This window comes from Patescibacteria group bacterium, from assembly GCA_023473585.1.
GTDB lineage: Bacteria > Patescibacteriota > Microgenomatia > JAMCYU01 > JAMCYU01 > JAMCYU01.
Genome location: JAMCYU010000007.1, coordinates 1 through 24,196 on the forward strand (window position 1 = coordinate 1; position 24,196 = coordinate 24,196).

The 24,196-nt window shown below is 39.5% G+C and carries 24 protein-coding genes and 1 CRISPR repeat array; of the genes, 14 read left to right on the forward strand and 10 right to left on the reverse strand.

The features are described from left to right. The first annotated feature begins 169 nt into the window (after positions 1 to 169). The 10 genes from rpmH (at position 170) to M1575_02735 (ending at position 8,835) form a co-directional block, all read left to right on the forward strand. The gene (gene rpmH / locus M1575_02690) at positions 170 to 310 is read left to right on the forward strand and encodes a 50S ribosomal protein L34 (GenBank protein MCL5095611.1); all 141 of its coding nucleotides are present in this window, start codon (positions 170 to 172) and stop codon (positions 308 to 310) included. Continuing rightward, on the forward strand, positions 307 to 543 hold the full coding sequence (yidD, locus tag M1575_02695) for a membrane protein insertion efficiency factor YidD (protein ID MCL5095612.1): 237 nt from the start codon (positions 307 to 309) through the stop codon (positions 541 to 543). The genes rpmH and yidD overlap by 4 nt, the downstream gene beginning before the upstream one ends. After that, entirely contained in the window at positions 540 to 1,358 is an 819-nt protein-coding gene (locus tag M1575_02700) for a YidC/Oxa1 family membrane protein insertase (protein MCL5095613.1), read from the forward strand. The genes yidD and M1575_02700 overlap by 4 nt, the downstream gene beginning before the upstream one ends. A gap of 4 nt (positions 1,359 to 1,362) precedes the next feature. Further along, entirely contained in the window at positions 1,363 to 1,818 is a 456-nt protein-coding gene (locus tag M1575_02705) for a KH domain-containing protein (GenBank protein MCL5095614.1), read from the forward strand. An 11-nt stretch (positions 1,819 to 1,829) separates the two neighbouring features. After that, on the forward strand, positions 1,830 to 3,053 hold the full coding sequence (locus M1575_02710) for an O-antigen ligase family protein (protein ID MCL5095615.1): 1,224 nt from the start codon (positions 1,830 to 1,832) through the stop codon (positions 3,051 to 3,053). After that, the gene (locus tag M1575_02715; GenBank protein MCL5095616.1) at positions 3,050 to 4,357 is read left to right on the forward strand and encodes a flippase; all 1,308 of its coding nucleotides are present in this window, start codon (positions 3,050 to 3,052) and stop codon (positions 4,355 to 4,357) included. The genes M1575_02710 and M1575_02715 overlap by 4 nt, the downstream gene beginning before the upstream one ends. Positions 4,358 to 4,404: 47 nt before the next feature. Beyond that, positions 4,405 to 5,319 (forward strand): DUF1189 domain-containing protein, encoded by a 915-nt coding sequence (locus M1575_02720; protein MCL5095617.1) that lies wholly within the window; start codon positions 4,405 to 4,407, stop codon positions 5,317 to 5,319. A gap of 21 nt (positions 5,320 to 5,340) precedes the next feature. After that, positions 5,341 to 5,757 carry a ribonuclease HI family protein gene (locus tag M1575_02725; protein ID MCL5095618.1) on the forward strand — a complete coding sequence of 139 codons (417 nt, stop codon included), beginning with the start codon at positions 5,341 to 5,343 and terminating at the stop codon, positions 5,755 to 5,757. A gap of 81 nt (positions 5,758 to 5,838) precedes the next feature. Further along, complete coding sequence (locus tag M1575_02730; protein MCL5095619.1) at positions 5,839 to 8,100, forward strand: DUF4012 domain-containing protein; 2,262 nt, start codon at positions 5,839 to 5,841, stop codon at positions 8,098 to 8,100. A gap of 3 nt (positions 8,101 to 8,103) precedes the next feature. Beyond that, on the forward strand, positions 8,104 to 8,835 hold the full coding sequence (locus M1575_02735) for a 50S ribosomal protein L25 (protein ID MCL5095620.1): 732 nt from the start codon (positions 8,104 to 8,106) through the stop codon (positions 8,833 to 8,835). Positions 8,836 to 8,863: 28 nt separating this feature from the next. Here M1575_02735 and M1575_02740 read toward each other — a convergent pair whose 3' ends face one another. The 5 genes from M1575_02740 to M1575_02760 all read right to left on the reverse strand — a co-directional run bounded on the left by M1575_02740 (position 8,864) and on the right by M1575_02760 (position 14,512). Then, positions 8,864 to 9,454 (reverse strand): hypothetical protein, encoded by a 591-nt coding sequence (locus tag M1575_02740; protein MCL5095621.1) that lies wholly within the window; start codon positions 9,452 to 9,454, stop codon positions 8,864 to 8,866. After that, positions 9,436 to 11,454, reverse strand: a complete 2,019-nt coding sequence (locus M1575_02745; protein MCL5095622.1) for a valine--tRNA ligase — start codon at positions 11,452 to 11,454, stop codon at positions 9,436 to 9,438. Before M1575_02745 ends, M1575_02740 begins: the two co-directional genes overlap by 19 nt. 51 nt (positions 11,455 to 11,505) lie before the next feature. Continuing rightward, positions 11,506 to 12,534 (reverse strand): tRNA (adenosine(37)-N6)-threonylcarbamoyltransferase complex transferase subunit TsaD, encoded by a 1,029-nt coding sequence (tsaD, locus tag M1575_02750; protein ID MCL5095623.1) that lies wholly within the window; start codon positions 12,532 to 12,534, stop codon positions 11,506 to 11,508. Further along, a complete protein-coding gene (locus M1575_02755) occupies positions 12,531 to 13,001 on the reverse strand; it encodes an adenylyltransferase/cytidyltransferase family protein (GenBank protein ID MCL5095624.1) in 471 nt (156 codons plus the stop codon). The genes tsaD and M1575_02755 overlap by 4 nt, the downstream gene beginning before the upstream one ends. A 98-nt stretch (positions 13,002 to 13,099) precedes the next feature. Then, the gene (locus M1575_02760) at positions 13,100 to 14,512 is read right to left on the reverse strand and encodes a VanW family protein (GenBank protein MCL5095625.1); all 1,413 of its coding nucleotides are present in this window, start codon (positions 14,510 to 14,512) and stop codon (positions 13,100 to 13,102) included. A 27-nt stretch (positions 14,513 to 14,539) separates the two neighbouring features. Between M1575_02760 and M1575_02765 the strand changes: the two genes are divergently transcribed. The 4 genes from M1575_02765 (at position 14,540) to groL (ending at position 18,954) form a co-directional block, all read left to right on the forward strand. Then, on the forward strand, positions 14,540 to 16,057 hold the full coding sequence (locus M1575_02765; GenBank protein MCL5095626.1) for an extracellular solute-binding protein: 1,518 nt from the start codon (positions 14,540 to 14,542) through the stop codon (positions 16,055 to 16,057). Then, positions 16,058 to 16,948, forward strand: a complete 891-nt coding sequence (locus tag M1575_02770) for a hypothetical protein (GenBank protein ID MCL5095627.1) — start codon at positions 16,058 to 16,060, stop codon at positions 16,946 to 16,948. A gap of 62 nt (positions 16,949 to 17,010) precedes the next feature. Beyond that, the gene (locus tag M1575_02775; GenBank protein ID MCL5095628.1) at positions 17,011 to 17,307 is read left to right on the forward strand and encodes a co-chaperone GroES; all 297 of its coding nucleotides are present in this window, start codon (positions 17,011 to 17,013) and stop codon (positions 17,305 to 17,307) included. 15 nt (positions 17,308 to 17,322) lie between these two features. Continuing rightward, on the forward strand, positions 17,323 to 18,954 hold the full coding sequence (gene groL / locus M1575_02780; protein ID MCL5095629.1) for a chaperonin GroEL: 1,632 nt from the start codon (positions 17,323 to 17,325) through the stop codon (positions 18,952 to 18,954). A 121-nt stretch (positions 18,955 to 19,075) separates the two neighbouring features. Next, positions 19,076 to 19,479: direct repeats of the CRISPR family, unit length 38 nt; unit sequence GTTGCATTCCTTAATTCTTCTTAAGAGGTTCTGCAATT. Between the two features lie 289 nt (positions 19,480 to 19,768). On the opposite strand, the gene M1575_02785 is transcribed toward groL, so the two are convergent. Genes M1575_02785 through M1575_02805 form a run of 5 tightly spaced genes read right to left on the reverse strand, consistent with a single transcriptional unit; the run spans position 19,769 to position 23,977 of the window. Further along, a complete protein-coding gene (locus M1575_02785) occupies positions 19,769 to 21,496 on the reverse strand; it encodes an RNA-guided endonuclease TnpB family protein (GenBank protein MCL5095630.1) in 1,728 nt (575 codons plus the stop codon). 4 nt (positions 21,497 to 21,500) lie between these two features. Beyond that, positions 21,501 to 22,079, reverse strand: a complete 579-nt coding sequence (cas4, locus tag M1575_02790) for a CRISPR-associated protein Cas4 (GenBank protein MCL5095631.1) — start codon at positions 22,077 to 22,079, stop codon at positions 21,501 to 21,503. After that, positions 22,076 to 22,378, reverse strand: a complete 303-nt coding sequence (gene cas2, locus M1575_02795; GenBank protein MCL5095632.1) for a CRISPR-associated endonuclease Cas2 — start codon at positions 22,376 to 22,378, stop codon at positions 22,076 to 22,078. The genes cas4 and cas2 overlap by 4 nt, the downstream gene beginning before the upstream one ends. A gap of 2 nt (positions 22,379 to 22,380) precedes the next feature. Next, positions 22,381 to 23,364 (reverse strand): CRISPR-associated endonuclease Cas1, encoded by a 984-nt coding sequence (gene cas1 / locus M1575_02800; GenBank protein MCL5095633.1) that lies wholly within the window; start codon positions 23,362 to 23,364, stop codon positions 22,381 to 22,383. 13 nt (positions 23,365 to 23,377) lie between these two features. After that, positions 23,378 to 23,977, reverse strand: coding sequence for a M23 family metallopeptidase (locus M1575_02805; protein ID MCL5095634.1), 600 nt, complete (start codon positions 23,975 to 23,977; stop codon positions 23,378 to 23,380). Positions 23,978 to 24,196 lie beyond the last annotated feature (219 nt).

Here is a 24,196-nt window from a genome sequence, read left to right on the forward strand (position 1 = left end):
GCATTTTTTCGGCCACCCATCGGGATTTAATACAGTTATGCATGAGTGGCATTTTAGGCCATAAATAGCGAATTCGTAAACTATCCATAATATCTTAAAAGTGTATACGTAATTATGTTACACTACGACAATTGTCAAGAGCTTAAAAATATGATATATTATATCAACGATGCCAAAAAGAACCTACCAACCAAAAAAACTAAAAAGAATTAAAACCCATGGGTTTCGAGAACGGAACAAAAGCCGTGGTGGTAAAAGAGTCCTAAAAAGAAGACAGTTTAAAGGTAGAAAAAAAATTACCATCTCGTGAAAAAAATTCTCCTCCAAAGTATCCGGTTTTACCAAAAATATCTTTCGTTGGATACGGGCTGGGCGAAAACTTTATTTATAACCGACAAAGCTTGTCGTTTTACTCCAACCTGTAGCGAATACTCATATCAGGCGATCAATAAATATGGTATACTACGGGGATTGTTCTTAACTCTAAAAAGAATTAGTCGTTGTCACCCGTTTTCCAAAGGAGGTCTTGACGAAATTCCATGATTGAAGCAAATATTTTTAATCAACTTTTAATTTGGCCGATTTTAAACTTCTTGATGGCTTTTTATAAAGTCTTTGAATTAATAAAACTTCCCGGCGCTTTTGGCTTGGCGGTTATCGCCATGACGATTTTTATAAGATTGCTTCTTTATCCCCTTATGGGTTCTCAACTGAAAAGCGCCAAAAAAATGCAAGACCTAAAGCCTCGTTTGGATGAACTGGCCAAAAAATACGGCAAAGATAAGGGAAGACTACAACAGGAACAATTAAAACTTTATAAAGAAGCCGGAGTTAATCCGGCCGCCGGCTGTTTACCTTTGCTTTTACAGATGCCGGTTTTTATCGCCCTTTATAATGTTTTTTGGCAAATTTTAGGCAACGGTAATTTAGAAAAAGTGGTTCAGGAAATAAACCAGATTGTTTATTTCCCTTTTTTGAAAATTCAGGGTATTGACCTTTCGTTTTTCGGGGCTAATTTAGGGATTAAACCATCAAGTTGGCAAACGGACGGGATTTGGCTGTTAGCTATTCCCTTAATCACCGCCCTTTTACAATGGTATCAAACCAAATTAATGACGCCCCCTTCCCCTACCGCGCTCCGCCATAGCGAGGCTTCGCAACGGCGAGAGGCTTCGGAGGGCAAGCCCTCTTCGGACAAAGACGATGCGGCCAAGATTATGCAGGGACAGATGAGTTTCCTCTTTCCCTTAATGATCGGCTGGTTTGCCTTTTCTTTTCCGGTTGGTTTATCTTTATATTGGAACACTTTTAGTATTCTTGGTATAATCCAGCAACTGCAAATTAATAAAGGGAAATAAAAAGATGACGGAAGAAAACTTAAAAATTATTAAAACCGAAGCCCAGAAGCTCCTCGAATACCTGATGGTTGAAGCGACAATTGAAGTTTCAGAAAAAGAAGATGTTTATGAGGTGCAAATTGAAACGGAAGACACGGGAATCTTAATCGGTTATCACGGCGAAACCCTAACAAGCCTGCAGTTAATTTTATCCTTAATTCTTTACAAAAGACTGGGCAGTTGGTTGCGGTTGATCGTTAACGTTGGCGACTGGCGGCAAAAAAGAGAAGAGGTTTTAAAACAGATGGCCCTAAGTGCGGCCGAAAGAGTGATAGCGACGGACGAAGCGATGGTTTTACCCAATCTTTCTTCTTTTGAACGCAGAATTGTTCATCTTATTTTGGCCGATCATCCCAAAGTGACCAGTTCTTCTGAAGGCGAAGGCGTGGAAAGAAAACTAATTATTAAGCCAAAAGAATAAACTCCCAAGACATGAAATTTTCTCGGTGGTTTGTTTATCTTCTTCTTTTTCTTTTGCCGGTGCAACTGGGAAAACATTTTTGGCCGGAATGGACCATGATCTTTGGTCTAAAAATTGACTACCTCTCCCCGACGATTTATTTAACCGATATTCTTATTTTGGGAATCTTGGCAAGTTGGTTTTTCAGTCAATTTTTCCCTGCTTCCTTCTTTTTGTTTTTAAAAAAACAAGGAAAAATATTTCTCCTCTTAATTTTTCTTCTTGCCAATTGTTTTTTTGCTCAAAACCAGCCGGCGGCTTTTTATAAATTAATCAAGGTGACGGAATTTGTCCTCCTTTTCCTTTTTTTGGTTAAAAATAAAATCTCCCTTTCTGATTTCCGTTACCCGATTTTTGGAGCCGTTATTTATTCCTCTTTAATTGCCGTTTTTCAATTTTTAAACCAGGGTTCTTTGGGTGGCCTGTTTTGGTTTTTGGGCGAACGTAACTTTAATGCCGGAACACCGGGAATTGCCCAGACGGTTATTAATGGACGATTATTTTTAAGACCCTATGCCACTTTCTCTCACCCCAATGTCTTGGCCGGGTTTTTAACCCTGGATCTTTTATTGGTGATTTTTTTAAGACCAAAACACTGGCGTTTTGGTTTGGCGCTTGGGAGCGTGGCTCTTTTTTTAACCTTCAGTCACACGGCCTGGTTCGGCTTTTTCTTAGGACTTTTAGGCTTTTATTTTTGGCCAAGAAAAAAACCTAACCCAAAATATTTACTTCTTGGGCTTATGGTTTTCTTAACGGTCGGGATTTTAGGTTTTAGATTTATTCCTATTCCCGAAGAATCAATAGCGCAAAGACAAGAATTAAACACAACCTCTTTGAAGATGATTAAAGCTTCTCCTTTTTTGGGTGTCGGGTTAGCCAATTTTTTTAATCGTCTGCCGGAATTTTACCAAAACCACGGCTTGGTTCGTTTTTTACAACCGGCACATAATCTTTATCTTTTGATCGGCGCCGAAACGGGATTTATGGGACTGGTTTTTTTTTTAGTTTTAATCGTTTTAACCTATCAAAAGGGATTAAGAACAAATTCTTTCCTGCTTGTTCCCTTTAGCGTTATGCTGATACTGGGCCTATTTGATCATTATTTTTATACCCTTCAACAAGGACAGATTCTTATGGTTTTGATTTTTAGTTTTATTTGGTCGGGTCAAGAAAGAAGTGTTAAAATTAACCCATGAACCTTTCCCGCATCGTGACTTATAATACCCTGATTCAGATTTTGGGCAAGATCGTAACGGTTGTTTTTGGGATAACCACCACGGCGATATTGACAAATTATCTGGGAGCCTCCGGCTTTGGTGAATACGTTTTTGTTCTTTCTTTTGTCGCCATTTTTTCGTCAGTGGCCGACTGGGGAACGGCTTTAATTGCGGTTCGTGAAGCCGCTCGCCAAGAAAAAAATGAAAGTCAAATTTTTAGCAACGTCTTAATTTTGCGTTTGGTTCTTTCCTTACTGGCAACTTTAATCAGCTGGTTGGTGATTTGTCTTTTTCCCGGCGTTGCCCATAACGGAGAGCCTTTAAAACGTTTGGTGATTTTGGCCTCGTTCTTAATTCTTTTTTTTAGTCTCAAAAACTCCCTGGGGATTATTTTCCAAACCAAATTAAAACTCGACAAAATTGTTCTTTTGGATTTTATCGCCAGCGCCCTAACCTTGTTCTTTTCTTTTTTTGTAGTGAGTTTCGGCGGAACGCTTGTTTTTTTAATTTGGGCCGTTATTTTGGCCAACATCATCGCGGTTTTGGTCGGCTTCGGCCAGATTTTCTCCCTAACCAGTCTTAAGTTTTCTTTGTCATTTCCGGTTTTACGAAAGTTGTCACTTGAGGCCCTACCCATGGGCGGGATCTTAATTTTATTTTCTGTTTATAACCGGATTGACGCGTTAATTTTACAAGCCATTAAGGGCAGTACGGCGGTTGGCGTTTACGGCTTGGCTTACCGGATTTATGAAGTCTTGGTTTTAGGCGCCTTTTATTTAATGAATTCGCTTTTGCCGATTTTGGCCCGTGAAAAAGACAAAAATAAACTTTGCCAGGTTTATCAGCGGGCTTTTGATCTTCTTGTTTTGGCCGGCATTTTTGTTATTTTGGCGACTTTTATTTTGGCTCCCCTAGCGATTAAATTAGTGGCCTGGGGCCGCTTCCCGGAATTTTTTACAAGTATCTCGCTTTTACGCATCTTAAGTCTTGCCGTTTTGGCCAGTTTTTTAAATCATTTAACCGGTTATCTTTTGATTGTTTTAGGGAAGCAGCGTCGTTATTTTTTTATTTCCGTCGCGGCCTTAATTTTTAACTTTTCCCTGAATCTTTTCTTTATCCCCTCTTATTCTTACTACGCGGCGGCCTGGATAACTTTTTTAACCGAAACATTGGTTTTTTGTCTTACCAGTTTTTTAATCGCTCAAACCTTAAAATTTCGACCGAGTTTTTTTTCTTTCCCCAAAACCGCTCTTGATCTTTTAAAGAACCGACAATTGTTTTAAAAACCCCAATCCTTGACAAACAAGGACAAACAAGAGATCATAAAACAATGAAGAAACTGACGGTTTTTTTCTATGTTCTTAAAAGATCATTGACTTCGCCAGGTTATTATGTGGACATTATTAAAGCGCCCTTTAGTTTTTCCTTAAAGTTTTTTTATTTTTATTTTTTTCTTTACTCCTTAATCGGCACGGCTTTTATTGTCCCTAAATTGATCCCCTTAAAAACCCTGGTTTTGACCCTACCTTCTAAATTGGAAAAAATTTATCCGGCCGATTTGGAAATTAAAATTGACAAAGGCCAGGCCTCAACCAACGTGGTCGAGCCCTACTTTTTTTCTTTAAAAGACGTGGAGAAAATTTTCCAAGAGAATGATGTTTTAGGGGCCAAAACGCCCGTTGTCAGGAATCTTTTAGTGATTGATACCAAAGCCGTCATTGAAGATTTTTCGGCTTATGAAACCCTGATTCTTTTAACGAAAAATAATTTAGTGATACAGGATAAAGAGAATGGTGGTTTTCGCGTTTATTCTTTAGCCGACGTTCCGAACCTGACGATTAACCAGCAAGAGATTAAGGATCTAACGAAACAAATGATGCCTTGGGTGCAAAAAATTGCCGTCTATCTTGTGCCTTTCCTGGCTTTATTGATTTTTTTCGGCCTTTTTCTTTTTCTTCCTTTGAGTCTTTTTTTATCTCTTTTGTTTTACGCTTTATTGGCCTGGTTTTTGGGAAAAATCCTTAGTTTCCCATTGACTTATAAAAAAGCCTACCAGATCAGCATGCATTCAATTATTCTACCGACCACGATTTTTGGTCTTTTTAGTCTTCTCTCTTTCAATTTGTCTTTTCCTTTTTTGCAAACCATCATCATGGTTATAATGACGACGATTATTTTACAAAACCTTAAAAAGAATCAAGAAAAAACAAAACCTTCTCAAATTAATCCTCCAATCCTAAGTTGATCCGTGGTAAAATAAAACCAAATGTCTGACAAACTTTTTATCTATACGGATGGAGGTTCAAGAGGCAATCCCGGACCATCGGCGGTCGGTGTTTATATTGAGGATGAAAACGGAAAAACGATTCAAAAGATAGCCAAAAAAATAGGGGAGGCAACCAACAATATCGCTGAATATCTGGCGATTATTGAAGCCCTGGAATGGTTTAAAACCTCAAATTTTAAAGCGGCCATTTCCCACCTTCATTTTTTTCTTGATTCACGTTTGGTTGTCAATCAAGTTAATGGCCTCTTTAAAGTTAAAAATGGAAATCTTCGCAATTTTATTTTAAAGATTCGAGAACTGGAACAAGAACTTAAGATCAAGATTAATTACGAGCTTATTCCTCGTGAAAAAAATTGGCGGGCCGACAAATTAGTCAATCAAGCACTAGACTTATAGTGCTCATGTCGTTTTTGGAAATTCTCAAGAAGAAACAAAGATTTTTTTTATAATCTTTCGCCCGATTTAGACAAATTATCTATGGAATTTTCTCGACAAAAACCAAAAGTCTCAGTTGAAATTCAAACCGAAAAGATCGCAATCTCTTTAACTGGAGAAAAATCGCCTCTCTATGCTCTTTTTAGGGAAGCACTCCAAATCAAAGGAGCTAATCTTAACGAAAGCGAAAGGGCAGACTATATTTTTCAATTAAATAATTTTGCCCAAGTTGATAAATTTTTAGCCAGAGCTGTTTTTAATCACGCAAAATATTTTTTAATTATTGACAAAAACCAAGAAAACGACCCTGGTCAAAAAGCCGAAAAAAAAGTTCTCCAGGCCATTGAAAAACAGAAACTAGACGCAAAAATTATTAGAATTTTCGGGTTTAACGGCGAAGAGGAAATGGTCGTTGGAAAAATTCTAAAAATTGCCCTTAGTCAAACAAAAGAAAAAATTATTGATCTTTCTTGGGCCGGAGCTTATTGGGCAAAACCGAACAGGGTTAAAAAAGCAAAACTCCGACCAACGATATGGCTTTCTTTACTCTTTCTTTTTTTCCTGACTTTACCGTTGACGATTTTTCTTTCAAATTTAACTTTGGGTGTTTGGGATTTAAAAAAAACCCAAGACCTGGCTTTTTCCTCGGCTTTTATTAAAGGAGAGGCGCGGGCTCTTTCGGCCCAAAATCATTTTGCCGCGGCTAAAGAGAATTTAGAAGACTGGCAATTTGTTTTTCAAATCCTCGGTCAAGAAGCGGCGGAAAGAAAACTAACCGCTTGGTTAAATATTGGTCAGGATTTAAGTTTGGCTAGCCGTTATCTTCTTAAGGCTGGGCAAGAAGGACAAAAATTAAGCCGGGTTCTTTTGGGCGAAGAGATAGGAACAACCGATGAAATCTTAAAAAAAACAAGTCTTAACCTTAATTTGGCCGAAGAAGAATTAGCCTTGATGGAAACGAGAATCAGCCAGCCCTCAATTTTTCCTGAAAAATTTAAACAAGTTAAAAACTTGAGGCAAAATCTGGTTAAGGCTAAAAGTTTTTTAAACTTTGCCCCCTGGTTTTTAGGGGAAAGAACCTATCTTCTGCTTTTCCAAAATAATTTTGAACTTCGTCCCGGTGGGGGATTTATAGGGACCGTCGGTTTCATTAAAATCGAGAATGGGAAATTAGATTTTAAGATTGAAGACATTTATACCGTTGACGGTCAACTTAAAGGACACGTTGAGCCGCCAAAACCGATACGAACCTATTTAGACCAAATTCATTGGTATCTAAGAGATTCAAACTGGGAGGCCGATTTTCCGACAAACGCCCAAAAGGCGGCCTGGTTTTTGGAAAAAGAAATCGGTTTAAAACCCGACGGGGTGATTGCTTTGGATTTAGATTTAGTTAAAAACCTCTTAAAGTTAACCGGCCCGGTTAACTTACCCGACTATCAGGAGAAAATTACCGCGGATAATTTATATCTTAAAACTCAAACCTATACGCAGGAGAATTTTTTTCCCGGTTCAACCCAAAAGAAAGATTTTTTAGGTAATTTAGCTAACGCCATTTTTCAAAAAATAATAACTTCTAAAAATTTCCCCTGGTTTGGTTTGAGCCAAGTTTTGGAAGAGTCTTTTGCCCAAAAACACCTTTTCGTCTTTTTAGACAATTATTTAGCCCAAAAAATTGTTCTTGATCAGGGGTGGGGAGGCGAGGTCAAAAAAGCCCCATGTGGCGTTTCCGAAAGTCAGTGTTTCGACGATTATCTTCTGGTTTTGGACGCTAATTTAGGAGTTAACAAGACGAACTATTACCTAAAAAGAGAAATAGAAAAAGAAACGGAATTTAACGAAAAGGAAATAAATTCTCAATTAAGCGTTATTTATAAAAATACCAGCCCGGCCAAGACCCCCTTGGGCGGAGAATACAAAAATTATTTAAGAGTCTTAATGGGGGAAAAGGCGATTGTCGAAAAAATTATGATTGACAATACCGTTTTAGCTCTAGATAAAGATGTTGATAAGGAGGTTAGTTTCGGCAAAAATTCCTTCGGTTTTTTCTTTAAAGTTGCTCCGGGCCAAAAGGTCAAGGTGGAGATTTTAAGTAAAATTCCCCTTACCCAGCCAATTGATAAATTAACTTACCGACTTTTGGTTCAAAAGCAAGCCGGAACGGTTGAGGACCCGTTAACGCTTAAGTTCTCCGGCACACGGCCCATTAAAGAAACAGACTTTTCCTCTCTTGCCAAGAATGGCGGGATCAGTTATAATACGAATCTGTTAATCGATCGTTTTTTTATGGTCAAGCTTAAATAAAAAATGGAAAAACATAAATTAGAATCTCAAAAAAGAAAAATCAGCGGCCGCAAAGTTAAAACCCTGCGACAACAGGGACTTTTACCGGCTAATATTTTCGGCAAAGAAATTAAGTCTTTAGCCATTCAGGTTCCCGTTAAAGCTTTTATGCAGGTTTATCAAAAAGCCGGGGAAACGGGGATTATTGATTTGTCAGTAGGCGACGGAGAAGCGCATCCGGTTTTGGTCCACAACTTACAAATTCATCCGGTTACCAGCCAGCCGCTCCATGTGGATTTTCACCGCGTCAATTTAACCGAAAAAGTTAAAGCCATGGTGCCGGTTGTTACTGTCGGTGAAGCGCCGGCGGTTGAGCAAAAAATTGGTTTGCTTTTGACGCCGGTTAACGAAATTGAAGTCGAGGCCTTGCCTACGGATTTGCTGGAAAAAATCGAGGTTGACGTAACACTTTTAAAAGAAGTCGAACAGGAAATTAAAGTTAAAGACCTTAAAGTTTCTGATAAAGTGACTCTTTTGGCCGAACCAGAATTGGTGGTGGTTAAAGTCGGTTCGCTTGTTACCGAAGAAACGAAGAAAATGCTTGAAGAAGAGAAAGCCGCCGCCGAAGCCGCTTCAGCCGAAGCCGCCGCCGAAAAAGGCGAAGTTCCGGCCGGAGAAGCATCGCCAGCAGAAGCGACCCAGGCACCTGCGGAAGAAGCTAAACCAGAAGAGGCAAAAAAGGAAGAAGCCAAGTAATATTGTCTTAGATTATAAATATCTAGACTTACTTAATTATTTCTTCTAATTTTCTTGCGGGTTCGAAGTTGGGGTCAAGATTGAGGGCTTTATCAAGATAAAGTTTGGCCTTTTCTTTTTCGTATATTTGATAATTTAAAATTGCCAATTGTAAATAAGCGTCGCGATAGTCCGGCTTTTCCAAAACCACTTTTTCCCAAAAAACGATTTCACTTCTTATCCTTTGCGGCTCGTTTTTAATTCGTTCCAAGACTTTAAGAGGGGATAAAGACGCGGCCAAAACCGAATTATTACTGCCTAAATGATTGGTTGTGGTGAAAGTTTGGGCAATTAAAAGCTCGCGTTCCGTTCCTTCTAAATCACCTCTTTTTAAATATTCCTGGGCCAAAAGCAGATGAGGGGAGAGGCTTTGGGGAGAGAGCATCACTGTAAGTTTTGCCTGTTCTAAAGCCAAAAAACTTGGGGAAACCACCCCAAACGAGTTAAAGAGCGTTGGAAAAAGATTAATAAGAATTAAGAGCGTCAGAAAGCCCAAAACGCCTAATTTTGGCTCTAAAATTAAACGTTTTGCGTTAATCATGCGTGAAATATGCGGGAATTCTAGTTTGTTTTTGGCCATGGCTCAATAATTAAAGGTTTTTTCTGGAATTTTTGCCAGATTTCCTCGGTAATAAACGGCATAAAAGGATGGAGGAGTTGCAGGGAAGTTAGATAAGCATGTTCTAAAACCGAAAGGGCGATGAAATCACCATTGTTCGTTCTTTTTTTTGAACTTTCCAAATACTGGTCGGCCAAACGGTGCCATAAAAATTCGTACAAAGCCTGCGCCGCCAGAGCCATTTGAAACTTCTCAAGATTTTCCGTCACCTTCTTAATAAGTTCTTCCAGATCCTTTAAAATCTTTTTGTCTTCGTCTTTTAAACCTTCCATTTTCGGCTTAAAGGTCGGGATCTTTTTGCCTTCGGTAAAGAGCTTAAGAAAACGGCCGATATTCCAAAGTTTATTGGAAAAATTACGCATGCCGCGGATTTTTTCTTCGCCTAAATTTAAATCATGGCCAGCTGCCGTGCCCCAAATTAAAGCAAAACGGACCGCATCGGCACCATATTTATCACTGACGACTAATGGATCCAAAACGTTGCCTTTATTTTTACTCATTTTTTGGCCTGAAGCATCCCGGACTAAGCCGTGCAGATAAACGGTTTGAAAAGGTACTTTGTTTGTTCGGTAAAGCCCCAGCATGATCATTCGGGCCACCCAGAAAAACAAAATATCATAACCGGTTTCCATCATCGTGGTTGGGTAAAAATAGTCGAAATCTTCTTTTGAATTGGCCATTAAAGTAGCAAACGGCCATTGACCCGACGAAAACCAGGTATCCAGAGTATCTTCCGAACCAGACAGGGGAATCTTATAGCCCCACCAGATTTGGCGGGAAATACACCAGTCTTTGATATTTTCCATCCATTGGAAATAAGTTTTTTCAAAGCTTTTGGGCACAATTTTAATTTCGCCCGATTTAACAGCTTTAATCGCCGGTTGGGCCAGGGTTTTGGTTTTAATAAACCACTGCAAAGAAATAATCGGTTCAATCGTTGTCCGGCAGCGCTCGCAGACCGCGACACTATGTTTATAGGGTTCGGCTCTAACCAAAACGCGCAAATGATCCAATTCGCCGACAACTTTTTCCCGGGCTTCTTCGACAGGTAAACCTAAAAATCTTCTCGGGACATTAATCATTTTGCCTTTGTCGTCAATGACGACCGGCGCGGGTAAGCGGTGTCTTTGGCCGATCTCCCAGTCCAGGAGATCATGACCGGGCGTAATTTTTAAAGCCCCGGTGCCAAATTGCGGGTCAACACTGTCGTCGGCCAGAATGGGCAATTTTTTATCGAGGAGAGGCAAAAGAGCTTCTTTGCCGATTAAATGCTGATAGCGTTTATCCTTGGGATTGACGGCAACAGCCACATCGGCCAGCATGGTTTCCGGACGGGTCGTGGCAATAACCAGCGAACCGTAAGAAATAAAATAAAGGCGGCCCAATTGCTCCTCATATTCGACTTCAAGATCCGAAAGCGCGGTGGCGCAGCGGGGACACCAATTAATAATGCGTTCGCCCTGATAGATTAAGCCGTCTTGATTTAACTTTTTAAAAGTTTCTAAAACGATTTTTTCAATTTGCGGGTCAAGGGTAAATTTTTCTCTGGTCCAGTCACAGGACGCCCCCAGTCTTTTTAACTGACTGTACATATAAACTTTGTTTTTTTGCGAAAACTCATAACATTGTTTATAGAATTCTTCGCGACCCAAATCATACCTGGTTTTGCCCTGTTTTTTTAATTCTCTTTCAAAAACCACCTGCGTTAAAATACCGGCATGGTCCGCACCCGGTAACCAAAGTGTCGGCTCGCCGAGCATCCGGTGAAATCTGACTAAAATGTCCTGGATCGTCACAAACATCGCGTGGCCAACATGCAATGGACCATTGGCATTGGGCGGAGGCATAATAATGCTAAACGGTTTTTTCTTTTGATCAATTTTAGGGGTGAAATAACCGCCCTGTTCCCAAAGGGAATAAATTCGTTCTTCCACACCCTGATGATTGTAGGTTTTGTCCATAAATTCGTCGAGTTTATTCTAATCTAGAAAAAACTTAAAAGCAAGGAAATTTTAGAGGGTTAAAGAGGAAAGAGCGCGAAGCTCTGGCCAGGGGAGAGGCGAAAAATTAAAAAAGGCGCAGGCCGCAATGCCGGCGGCGTTATCAGTACATAAATTTTTTGGCGGAGCAAAAAATTTAGTAGTTGGTAGTGAGTAACAAGTATCAAGAAATTTTTCCCGAAGACGATCATTTGCCGCAACTCCACCCGAGAGAAGGACAGATTTAACTTTGTATTTTTTTACTGCTCGGAGGGTTTTTGCAACTAAGACATCGGTGATTGCCTCTTGGATTTCATGAGCAAGATAAGTTATGAGTTTGGGGTTATGAGTTATGGATTGACGCTCGATTTCGCGTAAGACCGCGGTTTTTAAACCGGAAAAAGAAAAATCAAAATCATCGCTTTTAAGCATTGGCCGCGGCAGTTTAATTTTAAATTTTGCATTTTGAATTTTCAATTTCGCCGCGGCCACGGCGATGGCCGGTCCACCCGGGTAACCGAGTTTGAGCAACCTGGCGCACTTATCAAAACATTCACCGGCGGCATCATCCCGAGTTGCGCCCAACCACTCATATTGCCCGTGATCAGTCATTAAAAGAAGTTCGGTGTGGCCACCGGAGACAATAAGGACAATGGCCGGAAATTCTGGTAAATTTTGATTTTTAATTTTTGATTTTGTGATCCAGTTGGTATAGACATGGCCGAGGAGATGATTAACGGGGATAATGGGTTTATTAAAGACATGGGCTAAGGTTTTAGCTGTTTCCAGGCCGACTAAAAGCGAACCGACAAGACCAGGACCGGAAGTGACAGCCAAGGCATCGACATTTTCAATTTTCAACCCTTCTTTTTTAAGAGCAGACTCGATTACGGGAAGAATCAATTTAATTTGTTCCCGGGCGGCTATTTCCGGAATAATACCGCCGGTTTTTATATGTATCGGCTGCGACGAAGCCACAATATTGGATAGTATTTTTACTCCATCCTCAATAACTGAGGCGCCAGTTTCGTCACAAGATGTTTCAATTCCTAAGATTTTCATCTTTTAAGTATTTGGGTGGTCGAATAACCCGGAATTTGTTTAATAACGATCTTAATTTTCGCCCCGACAATTTCGGCCTGTTTTTGTTTGTTTTTAAGTTGCGGATCATTCCGAGTTACGGCAATGATCTTAGGTTTAATAATTTTTGTCATTTGTAAGTAATCATCATCGGTTTTTAATTCCGGTAAAAGAATAACCCGATCAACCAGGCCGGTTTTAAGTAAGTTTGAGGCCCGAACTTTCTCTTTATTAATAGGCCTGTCTTGGCCTTTTAATCTCCTAATGGCTTTGTCATTTTCCAAAGCCACCCACAAAAGATCACCCTGCTTTTTGGCCGCTTGCAGAAATCGGCGATGGCCTTCATGTAAAAGATCAAAACAACCGCCGACCAAAACTATGGTTTTTTCTGTGGCTTTTATGTTTTTGACCATTTTTTCTAGTTGTTTAAGATCAATTACTTTTCTCATAGATGCTAGAATAATCCAATACTACAAATTTCAAATACTACCAATATTTTGATATTGGATTATTAGTAGTATTGGTATTTATTGGTAATTATTATATTTCATTCCTTCGTTCCTCGAAGGTAAATGGCCTGCCAGGGTTGATAATTTGAATAAAAGGTCTTTTTTTGCAGAGTTGCCAAACCCCTGGTTACTTGCCAGTCAAAAGCGACCCTAGCCCCCCAGGCCGGGAAATCAACTTGTTTAATTTCTCCTTTGGGGAGGGTTGGATCATCCTGATAAAGATCCGGCGGGGGCGCGACCTGATCGGTGATTTTGGCCTTACTTAAAATAACGGTGCGGCCGTCCGCCGTTCCGTAAAGATCAATAAATAAAGCTTTCTTTTTAGAATCAACGGTTGCCTGAATAAGAATGTAAGCCGGCGTGTCATTTTTGATTTTTAAATCGACCCTTGGAGCGTAAACGGTCGCATCCAGGCCCGGTCCGAAATCACCTTGTTCGTAATAGGCGACGCGGTAGGCGTGAGCCTGACGTTCGACAATCGGTAAACCGGCATTGAGAGCCGCACGGAAAAAAGTGGTTGAGACTTGGCAGACACCACCGCCGTCATCAAGGACCGTCCTTTTTTCTTTAATAATATAAGCTTGTTTATAGCCGGTTTCAGCCGAAATCTCACCCACGGCCTGGTTAAAAGAAAAAATTTCCCCCGGAGGAATCAATTGTCCGTTAATTCTTGAAGCCGCCAGGGAAATATTATAGATACGGTTGGCAATTGAGCCCTGGAAAAAAGATTTACCCTCACTAATCATTTCTTTGATGCCTAAATTATTAGCCTCATTCGTTTTTACCTTGGGTTCAACCGGGAAAATCGTTAAGTCAATCGTTCCCGAGCTTGGGGGAGAAATTAATTTTTTAAAATCCTCGATGGCTTTTTTTCGATCAACCGCCTGGCCTTCTAAAGATGGTCTAAAAGTCACGACTCGGTTGGAGGCAAATTGGAAAAGGGCTTCTTGAGCGGGAATATCGATTTGTTTTGCCAGTTTGTCTATAAATTTTTCTAACTCCTCCTGATTAAGGGAAAAACTGGCCGGCAGATTAATTTCTCCTTTTCGGGCTTGCCACTTTTGGTATAAAGCCGTAGCAAAACTTCCGCTTCGACCGATAAGAAAGGCCTGGTCGGCTAATAATTGACTATTATAACCGACCTGCAACTGAGCTCCGGAAGCCGTCGCAATAAGATTTTTATCTTCACTTAAGAATTTAAAGGTAAAAGTGAAATCGGCAAAGGAAGAATTCTGACTGACAAAATAATTTTTGACTTGGCTTTTCTTTTTATCACCGACGTCAATGTTATTAACCTTAACACCGGGATAAATTTTATCATGATATTTAAGTTCAAACAAAAGAAAAAAGCCCAAAATTAACAAAACCAGGCCTAAACCTGTCCCGATAAGGAAGAACCCTAAGAAACGGAATTGCCTGGCGTTTAATTTTGTTTTACTCTTGACGGCCATTTTTGCTTGGTTTATGATAACATAAGCATGGAAGAAACGACAGATCAAACACCGGTTAGTAGTAATCCGCCAATACCCGATCAATCAGTCAGTGGGACCCCGCCGCTTGTCTCCCCGGAGCAACCATTGCCGGAAGTAAAATCAACACCTTCGTTTGTTCCCGAAACGGTCAAAATTGAAGATTCTTCCCAAGTTTCAATTCCTCAAGGCGGGAACACCGGAAAAAACCCCCTCTTTGCCTTTTTGGCCATAATCGTCCTGGCTTTAACCGTTTTGGCGGTTATTTTTCTTGTCTTGCCAAGACTAAAACTTAAGCCCGTGACTTTAACCTATTGGGGACTTTGGGAGCCGGAAAAAATTATGCAACCGATCATCGCTGATTTTCAAAAAACCCATCCCAAAATAACGATTAATTATGTAAGACAAAGCCCAAAACAATATCGGGAAAGACTAGCCTCGTCTTTAGCCAGAGGTGAAGGACCGGATCTTTTCAGGATTCATAATACCTGGCAGCCGATGTTTAATCGTGATTTGGCTCCGGTGCCCAAAAAAATCCTGCAGACTATAAATTTCAACCAAAATTTCTATCCGGTGGTGACGGAAAATTTTAAAAAGGGCAGCGATTATTTTGCCGTTCCCTTAGAGATTGACGGTTTAGGTCTTTATATCAATGAGGAGCTTTTTCGGACGGCGGGGAAAATTCCGACGGTTGCGACCTGGAATGATTTAAAAAAACTGGCCTGTGAAATGACCACCTGGGATGAGGAACGGATTCAGACAGCCGGAGTAGCTTTAGGCGCGACGAATAACGTGGAACACTGGTCGGACATTTTAGGTTTACTGATCTTACAAAGCGGTGTTGATCCGGCGAAGCCAACCGGCAGCCAGGCCGAAGACGCCTTAACTTTTTTCCATAGTTTTGAAACTATTCAGGCGTGTGACACGCCGCCGGGTAAAATTTGGGACGAGACTTTAGATAATTCGCTTTTGGCTTTTGCCAAGGGTAAAGTGGCGATGATTTTTGCTCCTTCCTGGGAAGCGTTTGAGATTAAAAGTCTTAATTCCAATCTTCAATTTAAAATCTTACCCGTGCCGCAACTTTCAGAAACAAAGGTTAATTGGGCTTCGTATTGGGCTGAGGGGGTTTGGGCAAAATCCCCAAATAAAGACGAGGCTTTTGAATTTTTGAATTATCTGAGTAGCAAAGAAGTGATGACCAAGCTTTACGCGGAAGAGGCAAAAATTCGTCTTTTCGGTGAACCTTACGCCAGAGTTGATTTGGGCAACACCCTGGTTAATGATCCTTATCTTGGTGCCTATATTAGTCAAGCGCCCCTGGCAAAATCTTTTTATTTAAGCTCCAGAACTTATGATAATGGGATTAACGATAAAATCATTAAATATTTTGAAGATGCTTTAAATTCTCTGGACAAAGGCGTTAGTCCTACGGCCGCTTTAGAAACTGTAGATAAAGGAGTGAATCAGGTTTTATCAACTTACGGCTTAGTTTCTTCTCTACCGGCCGGTAAATCTGCCCGCGAGTAAATGATCAAAATTAACGAAGCGATCTTGCGCACCCTAATTTACGCTGATCTTTTTGATTATCCGCTCACCGTGGAGGAAACGTGGCGGTTTCTTTTAATAAAAAAAAGCTCAAAAGAAGAAATTAAAAAAGCCTATCGTGATTTAAAACCAACCAAAGAATATGATGGTTTTTATTTTTTAAAAGGCAGGGAAAAAATTGTCGGACTGCGCAAAAAACGACAGAAATGGAGCCAAAAAAAATTAAAAATTGCCGAAAAGACAGCCAAATCTTTAAAACTTATTCCCTGGGTCAAAATGATTGGCATAACTGGAGGCTTAGCGATTTTGAATTCAGACAAAAACGACGATATTGATCTTTTGATTGTTTCTGCCAAAAAAAGACTCTGGTTGACGCGTTTTTTGGTCACTTTTCTGGTGAGTTTGGTCGGCAAGCGGCGCCAACCGGAAGAGACGCAAGTCAAAGATAAAATTTGTCTGAATATGTTTTTAGACGAAGAACATCTTAGGGTTCCCAAAAAAGAGCAGGATTTGTTTTCCGCTCACGAGATTTGCCAAATAAGACCGCTTTATGATAAAGATAAAACGTCCGCCAGATTTTTTAGGGAAAATCAGTGGGCAAAAAAATATTTGCCCAACGCCTCTTTCACGATACATAACATAGAACACGAAGCATTAAACATCAACCGAAAGAGAAAGTTCAAGATGGCAGATTTTGTCTTCAATCTTGTCGAAACTCTTTTAAAACTGTTTCAACTTTGGTTTATGAGAAAACGCCGGACCACCGAAGTTATTACCGAAGGAATTTTACGTTTTCATCCGCAAGATTCAAGAGATTGGATTTTTAAAGAATACGCCGCGCGTCTTCAAAAAAGGGGACTTGACAAGTTCTGATTTTCTGCTAGAATAGCACTCGTTATTATCGAGTGATAATATTTACAATAAGGAGATAGATTATGTTTAAGCCCAAAATTCAACCCTTGTTTGATTTAGTTTTAATTAAACCTCTTGAAGGAGAAGAAAAGACACCGGGTGGTATCGTTTTACCCGAATCAGCCAAGGAAAAACCCCAAAAAGGCGAAGTCATGGCGACCGGTCCCGGAGCGATGACGGACGATGGTAAATTAATCCCCATGAAAATAAAAATCGGTCAAAAAGTCATGTACAAAAAATGGGGCGGTAACGAGGTTAAAATAAACGGCGAAGAATGGTTATTGGTTGAGCAAAAAGACATCCTGGCAATATTAGAATAAATTTAAGGAGGCAAAATGGCGAAACAATTAAAATTTTCCGAAGAAGCACGACAATCACTTTCCCGCGGTATTAATACCCTTTTTCAAGCCGTCGTCACGACCTTAGGGCCTAAGGGCAGGAATGTCGCTTTGGATAAAAAATGGGGAGCCCCCAGTGTGGTTCATGATGGCGTGACCGTGGCTAAAGAAGTTGACCTTCCCGATCCGTTTGAAAATATGGGAGCGCAACTTATCAAAGAAGCCGCTTCTAAAACCAACGACGATACCGGTGATGGAACGACAACCGCGACGGTTTTAACTCAAGCGATAGTTTCGGAAGGCCTTAAAAATTTAACCGCCGGAGCCAATCCGATGATTTTGAAAAAAGGGATTGAAAAAGGCGTCGAGGCCGTTGTTGCGGAACTGAAAAAAATGGCCAAACCGGTTAAGGGGAAGCAGGATATTACGCAAGTGGCCACGATTTCCGCTGCGGAAACAGCCATTGGTGAAAAAATTGCCGAAGCTTTGGAAAAAGTCGGCAAAGATGGGGTTGTCACCGTTGAAGAAGGCAAAGGTTTAACTTTGGAAATTGCCTATAAAGAAGGAATGGAATTTGACAAAGGTTACGCCTCGGCTTACTTTGTGACGAATCCCGATAAAATGGAAGCGGAAATCGAAGATGCTTATCTTTTGATTACGGACAAAAAAATCAGCGCCATTGCCGATCTTTTGCCGTTCTTGGAAAATTTTGTGAAGGTTTCCAAAAACTTGGTGATTATTGCCGATGAAATTGACGGCGAAGCGTTGGCGACCCTAGTTGTTAACAAACTTCGGGGGACTTTTAATATTTTAGCCGTCAAAGCTCCGGGTTTTGGCGACAGACGCAAAGAAATGCTCGAAGATTTGGCGATTTTAACCGGCGGCACGGTTATTTCCGAAGATACCGGGAGAAAACTGGAAAACGTGGCGATTGAAGATTGCGGACGGGCTGATAAAGTCTGGGCTAACAACGAAAATTGCCGGATTATCGGCGGCAAAGGGACTAAAGCCACAATCAGCGCCAGAATTTCTCAAATTAAAAAACAAATTAGCGAAACAACTTCTGATTTCGATAAGGAAAAATTTGAAGAAAGACTGGCCAAACTTTCCGGCGGAGTGGCGGTTTTAGAAGTCGGGGCAGCGACCGAAGTCGAGCTTAAGGAAAAACAAGAAAGAGTCAAAGACGCCGTGGCGGCAACCAAAGCTGCCATTGAAGAAGGGATTATTCCCGGCGGAGGAGTCGCTTTGATTCGCGCCATGCAAGTTCTGGATAAACTGGAAAAAGAAACCGAAGCCGAGGATGAAAAAATTGGCGTGAGAATTTTAAGAAAAGCTCTTTCTCAGCCGCTTTGGTGGATTGCTCAAAATTCCGGGGCTAAGGCTGACGCTATCTTAGAGAAAGTTAAAGAAGGAGCCCAAGATTTTGGTTTTGACGCTTTGTCCGGGGATTTCGGTTCCATGGTTTCAAAGGGGATTATTGACCCTTTGAAGGTAACCAGATCAGCCCTACAAAATGCGGCGAGTGTGGCGGAGATGATTCTAACGACAGAATGTCTAATAACGGATATTCCGGAAAAGGAAAAAACCCCACAAGTGCCTGGTGGTATGGGCGGAATGGGAGAATACTAAATCAATAATCTAATAAACAAATAATCTAATTCCAAATTCGAAAAAAAGAAGCCCGCCGCAAGGCGGGTTTTAGGGGGAAATTTTACCTTTTATTGGATAATGTAGTATCCACATTATAGTGTATAGTTTCCTTAATTCTTCTTAAGAGGTTCTGCAATTATTAAAAATGAGTGACGACTGGGTTTCGCAAAGACTAGTTGCATTCCTTAATTCTTCTTAAGAGGTTCTGCAATTATCAAGAATGATAAAATTGACGGGGTCATGAAGAGTTGCATTCCTTAATTCTTCTTAAGAGGTTCTGCAATTATTTTCTCTTTCACTTTCTCCTTCTAGTGTCTTGTAGTTGCATTCCTTAATTCTTCTTAAGAGGTTCTGCAATTGATGGATATTCTGGGAAACATTTATGGCAAAGCGTGTTGCATTCCTTAATTCTTCTTAAGAGGTTCTGCAATTCTTTAAGTCTTCGCAACCGTCTTCAGACTAAAAGGTTGCATTCCTTAATTCTTCTTAAGAGGTTCTGCAATAGTCTTTATTTTGAGGCTAAAACCGACCTCTTAAACACGCAAAATTGAGGTGAACCTCTTTTCTGCATAAAACTTGTTAAGGTTCGCGGATTTTTCAAAACCTCCGCAAGAAAAACAAAGGATTGTGGTGTTCGATAAATTTCAGTTCTAAAGAGCTTTAATTTATCTTATTGTCTTTAAGCGGTAACGAGGACCTAAGACAATCCCACTTAAACTGCTGTGCAACACAGCCCTTCCACAACTTCAAAGCATATAGCTTGAAGCTCGTCGTTAATTTAATTTAAACACAATTAAAGTGCTTTGTAAAGCGAGTTGGCTATATTAATCGAAGCATTTAAATCCGCATTCATTTTATGACCGCAATTTGGATTGGTACAACGAAAGAATCCTCGATCTCTGTTTCCCGCTTTGTGGCATATTGAACATTCTTGAGATGTATATTCAGGTTTCACAAACCTTACAGGAATTCCTGCTTGTAGTGCCTTATATTCAATAAGTTTTTGCAATTTTCCATAGGTAAAATTGGATAACTTAAATCTAATCTTCTTTTCAACAACTGCCTTTCCTGTTTTTGGTTTTTTCTCGCCTTGTGTAATCTTTAGGTTCTCCATTGCTATAACTACGGGGACAAACCTACGAGTTTCGTTAACAATTTGTCTGGAAACATTGTGTAAGAGGTAGTCGGAAATTCTCAAGACCTTTTCTCCAAATTTTGTTCTTCTTTTATTGACACTTTTGGTTCCAGTAAATTTTTTTCTAATAAGTTGATATTTTATTTTTTCAGACATGAGCTCCTTGCCAGAGTAGAATTTAATGTCATGAGGTTTTCCGTTTGGTTTATCTATGATTGCCGTTACTGCCAACTGATTTACTCCACGGTCAATCCCCATGATGTGAGTATTACTTTCAATTCTTGGCTCTTTTATTTCTTGTTTAACTGGATAACTTAAATAAAATTTACCATTCTTCTTAAGAAGAAGCGGGTAGACAGGCTTGCTTTTTTGGATTTGTTTTAAAATTTTTAAAAGCCACTCCTTGCCTTTTTTTGATTTAATATTTGATAACGCAATTGGGAAATTTTCTTTTTTCCCGTCTACGCTTAGCTCAATATAATTTCCATTTATGGATTTTACGGCAGTATTTTGAAGATCGACTATTTTGCCATCGAATTTTATTTTTGCTTCCTTCAAGCGCTTGTTAAGCTTCTCTATAGTCTTTTCGAGAGCCTGTATTTCCCTTATTATTCTTACTTCGCTCTTTCCTTTTGAAGGATTGTCTTTGTAAATAATGTGTTTGAATCGGTTTACCTTCTGATTTGGTTGGCGTGGTAAGACATATCGAGCAGATATCGTTTTTTTGTTTTTAAACTCGGCTCTTAATTTTTCCAGAGTTCGTGAAATGAGGCTATTCTTTTTATATCTTTCTTGGAGTTCACTGAATATGAGGTTTTTATTTTTTGAAACCTCTTTCCATTCTTGTAATTTTCTCTTTTTAAAGAAAATTTGGTTCTCTACGAATTTTACTTGCTTCTTATGTGATTTGATTGTATCTGCCCCACGCTTAAACGCTAATGCATATTCTGTCCCAGGTAATTTCGTTGCGTCCTTTATGTCTCCATATGTGCCCCTTTTTCTACCTCTTGTCGCATATAGAATCTTTCTAATGCTGAATTTTTTATTCCAACATTTTTGGCAAATAAGTTCTTTTTTACCTTTCTTCTTTCTATTAAGCAATGAGTTTTGTTTACACTTTTTACAGATTTTGTTTCTATCTCTTCTGTCTTTACCCTCAGGCTTATGATTGTTGCAGGATTGGTAAGATTTACTGCAATAGGAACATTTACCTTTTAATCCTTCTTTTATGAATTCGTAAATCTCTTGTTGGTCCTTTTCGATAGCGGGAATTTTCCTGGCTACAAAGTTTACTGCTTTTGCGAATCGAGAAAAATAGTCTTCCAGAAAGAGTTCTTGTTCTCTTGTTGGCAAAATTTTGAATTTGTATGAGGTTGTAAGTTGCATAATATTATTCAATATTCTTATAACAACTATCAATCATTTTTTTCTTATACGGCGTTGGTCTTGGAAGTTTTTCTTCTTTGATTATACTCTTAATCTCTGAAAAAATCTGTAAAAGCTCTTCTTTTAGATTCTCTGTTATCCAAACTTTGACAAAATCACTAGATTTGAGAAACTTTATAAACCCGTAGGGCACTTTATACCCTAACCTTTCTTTGATAAGCATTGCTTCCATAACCAGCTGAAATTTTTGAGTGCGATAAAGAGCTTGTGGTTTAAAAGAGTACTTGATCTGTATCGGATAAGCCTCTTTTCTCTCTTTATCAATGGCTACACAGTCTATTTTTGTCGCAAAGCCATTTTCTTTTGAGGCCAAATAAACATTATAAATTTTGGGTAAATAGGGAAGTTCTTTAATGATTTTATTTCTTTTTGACTTTTTTTCAAATTCTTCATATTTTTGACGTCCCTCGAGCTCTTTGGTGGTAGTTGCCTGGGGAATTTTCAGAACGTGGACAAAATAGAGAATGCGGGGATCGTAGAGATAGTTCATGAGGTCCGTGGCGTTAAGAAAGGTTTGTCTCATTCAAGAAAAATCACCTCTGGTTTATTGATCACTTTTTCATCAAGAGTTCCCATGACAATTTTTTTAGCATAATCTTCTTTGCCGGCAGGGACGATAAAAATTTTATCCTTAATATTGTCTTTTTTTTGCTTCTTAAGAACGTTTTGAACTTCTAAAGCTAACATTTCCGCTTTGTTTTGGGTGAGAATTCCTAAAAAGATACTTTTTTGAACCCGTTTAAGGCCGTAATCTTTACAAATATTGGCAATTTTGCTTCTAATTTTATTTTTTGAAATGTCGTAGATTACCCAATAAATCATAATTATTTATATATAAATGGCTTAAAATCTCTTTGGTGTTCTAGAAGAAAACCCGCAATTTCTCTGGTTTGAGCCAAAACGATATCTTTGAGCGAAAGTTTTTTGTTCCTATACTCAATTTGAGTATTAAGCCGCCCCAGTACTGCGCTAACGATCTTTTTTCTGCCGCCTTGTGCCAAGGTTCTGTCTCCCCGCATGTCAAAATCATTTTTGTCCATTTCACCACGATTAAACAAAGTCACAATGGCCCTATCGACCACAGCTACCCTAAAAAGCTCCACGACGTCTAAAACCATTGAGGGTTTTCCATATCTGTCGGTATGAAAAAAGCCTAAGTAGGGATCTAGACCAGCCAAAACACAGGCCCGTTCCACTTCCGAATAGAGCATTCCATAACCATAGTTAAGACAAACGTTAAAAGGATCATCTGCCTCTGGATTTCTCTGTTTAAATCCGGTAAGAAGACCAAGTCCTTTGAAATATATAGCAGCCATTGAACCCTCAATACCTAATAATTTTTCTCTAATATCATCAATTTTTCCATCAATCTTTGTAAGATGATTGAGTTTTCTTTTAACCAATGATTGGAGTTGGATGTTTTCTTTATGGTCTTTAGCCAGTGATTTAAGATAATTATCTTGACTTTTAGTCTTCCCTTCGACAAATTTTTGAACGAGATAAGCTCCCTTAGGAGAGAAATAAGCTTCCAGTTGTTTGCGGCGAGTTAGGGTGGTGCCACCCAAGATTGGGCGATAAGTTCGGGCAAAAGGATTTCCTCGCCAATCAAGATAAACGATATCAATATTCTTTTCTACGGCTAGACGAATTGCCTCTGAGGAAATAGCCGCCGAGGTTAAGAATAGAAGTTGAGAGATCTTGTCGGCAGAATATTCTTCTTTTAGGTCTTTATTCTGAATAATAAATCTATTACCAGATTTTTTAATATAGGAACCTATTTTGTCAATAGCTAAGACCGAATTAAACATATTGATTTTAACGTTATTTTTCCGGGAGAACTTCTAAGGGATTTAAGGGTAAACCGTTTTCATAGATTTCCAAATGCAGATGGTTGCCTGTAGCCCAGCCAGTATGACCAACAAGACCGATTGTCGTTTCTTTATCGACCAGATCACCGACTTTACTTTCTTGCTTAGAAAGATGAGCATAAAGAGACCTTTGTCCGTTTTGGTGGTCGATTAAAAGATAATTACCATAGCCCCAGGCTGATTGGCCAACCTCCATAACTTTGCCTTTGGCAATCGGATAAATCGGTGTTCCCTCCGGAGCCGTTAAATCAAGACCCCAATGACGCCAAGAAAAACCTTGTGAAATATCAAAAATGGTAAGCGGATATCTAAAGGTGACTTCGGTTGTTGTTTCTACCGGCATTTCTTCTTGAGTGGCAAGAGAATTTATTTGGATTGTTTCCACAAAAGCCAAAGCCTGCGGGGTCAAGACGCTGAGGGAAAAAACGACCATCATTAAAGAAAGGCCTAGTATTTGCTGGACATGAGATCTTTCAAAGATCTTTCTTAACCAGCGCGAGAAAAAGTGCCTTCCCTGATAAGAACGAAAAACCGTTTTAATTTTTTTGGGCATAAGTTTTGCTTTTTGGGAGCAAAAAAATTCTTCCAAACAACTTGGAAGAACAGAAAACATTGTATCAAAAAAAGGAGAGAAAGTCAAATTACTGTGCTGGACCCATAGATAGAGAACGGTTGTTCTCCTTTCTTTGCCTCTGCAATATAACATATTCTTGAGGGGTTAGGTAACCTAGACTTTGATGGAATCTTTTGGTGTTGTACTTGTTGGAAAATA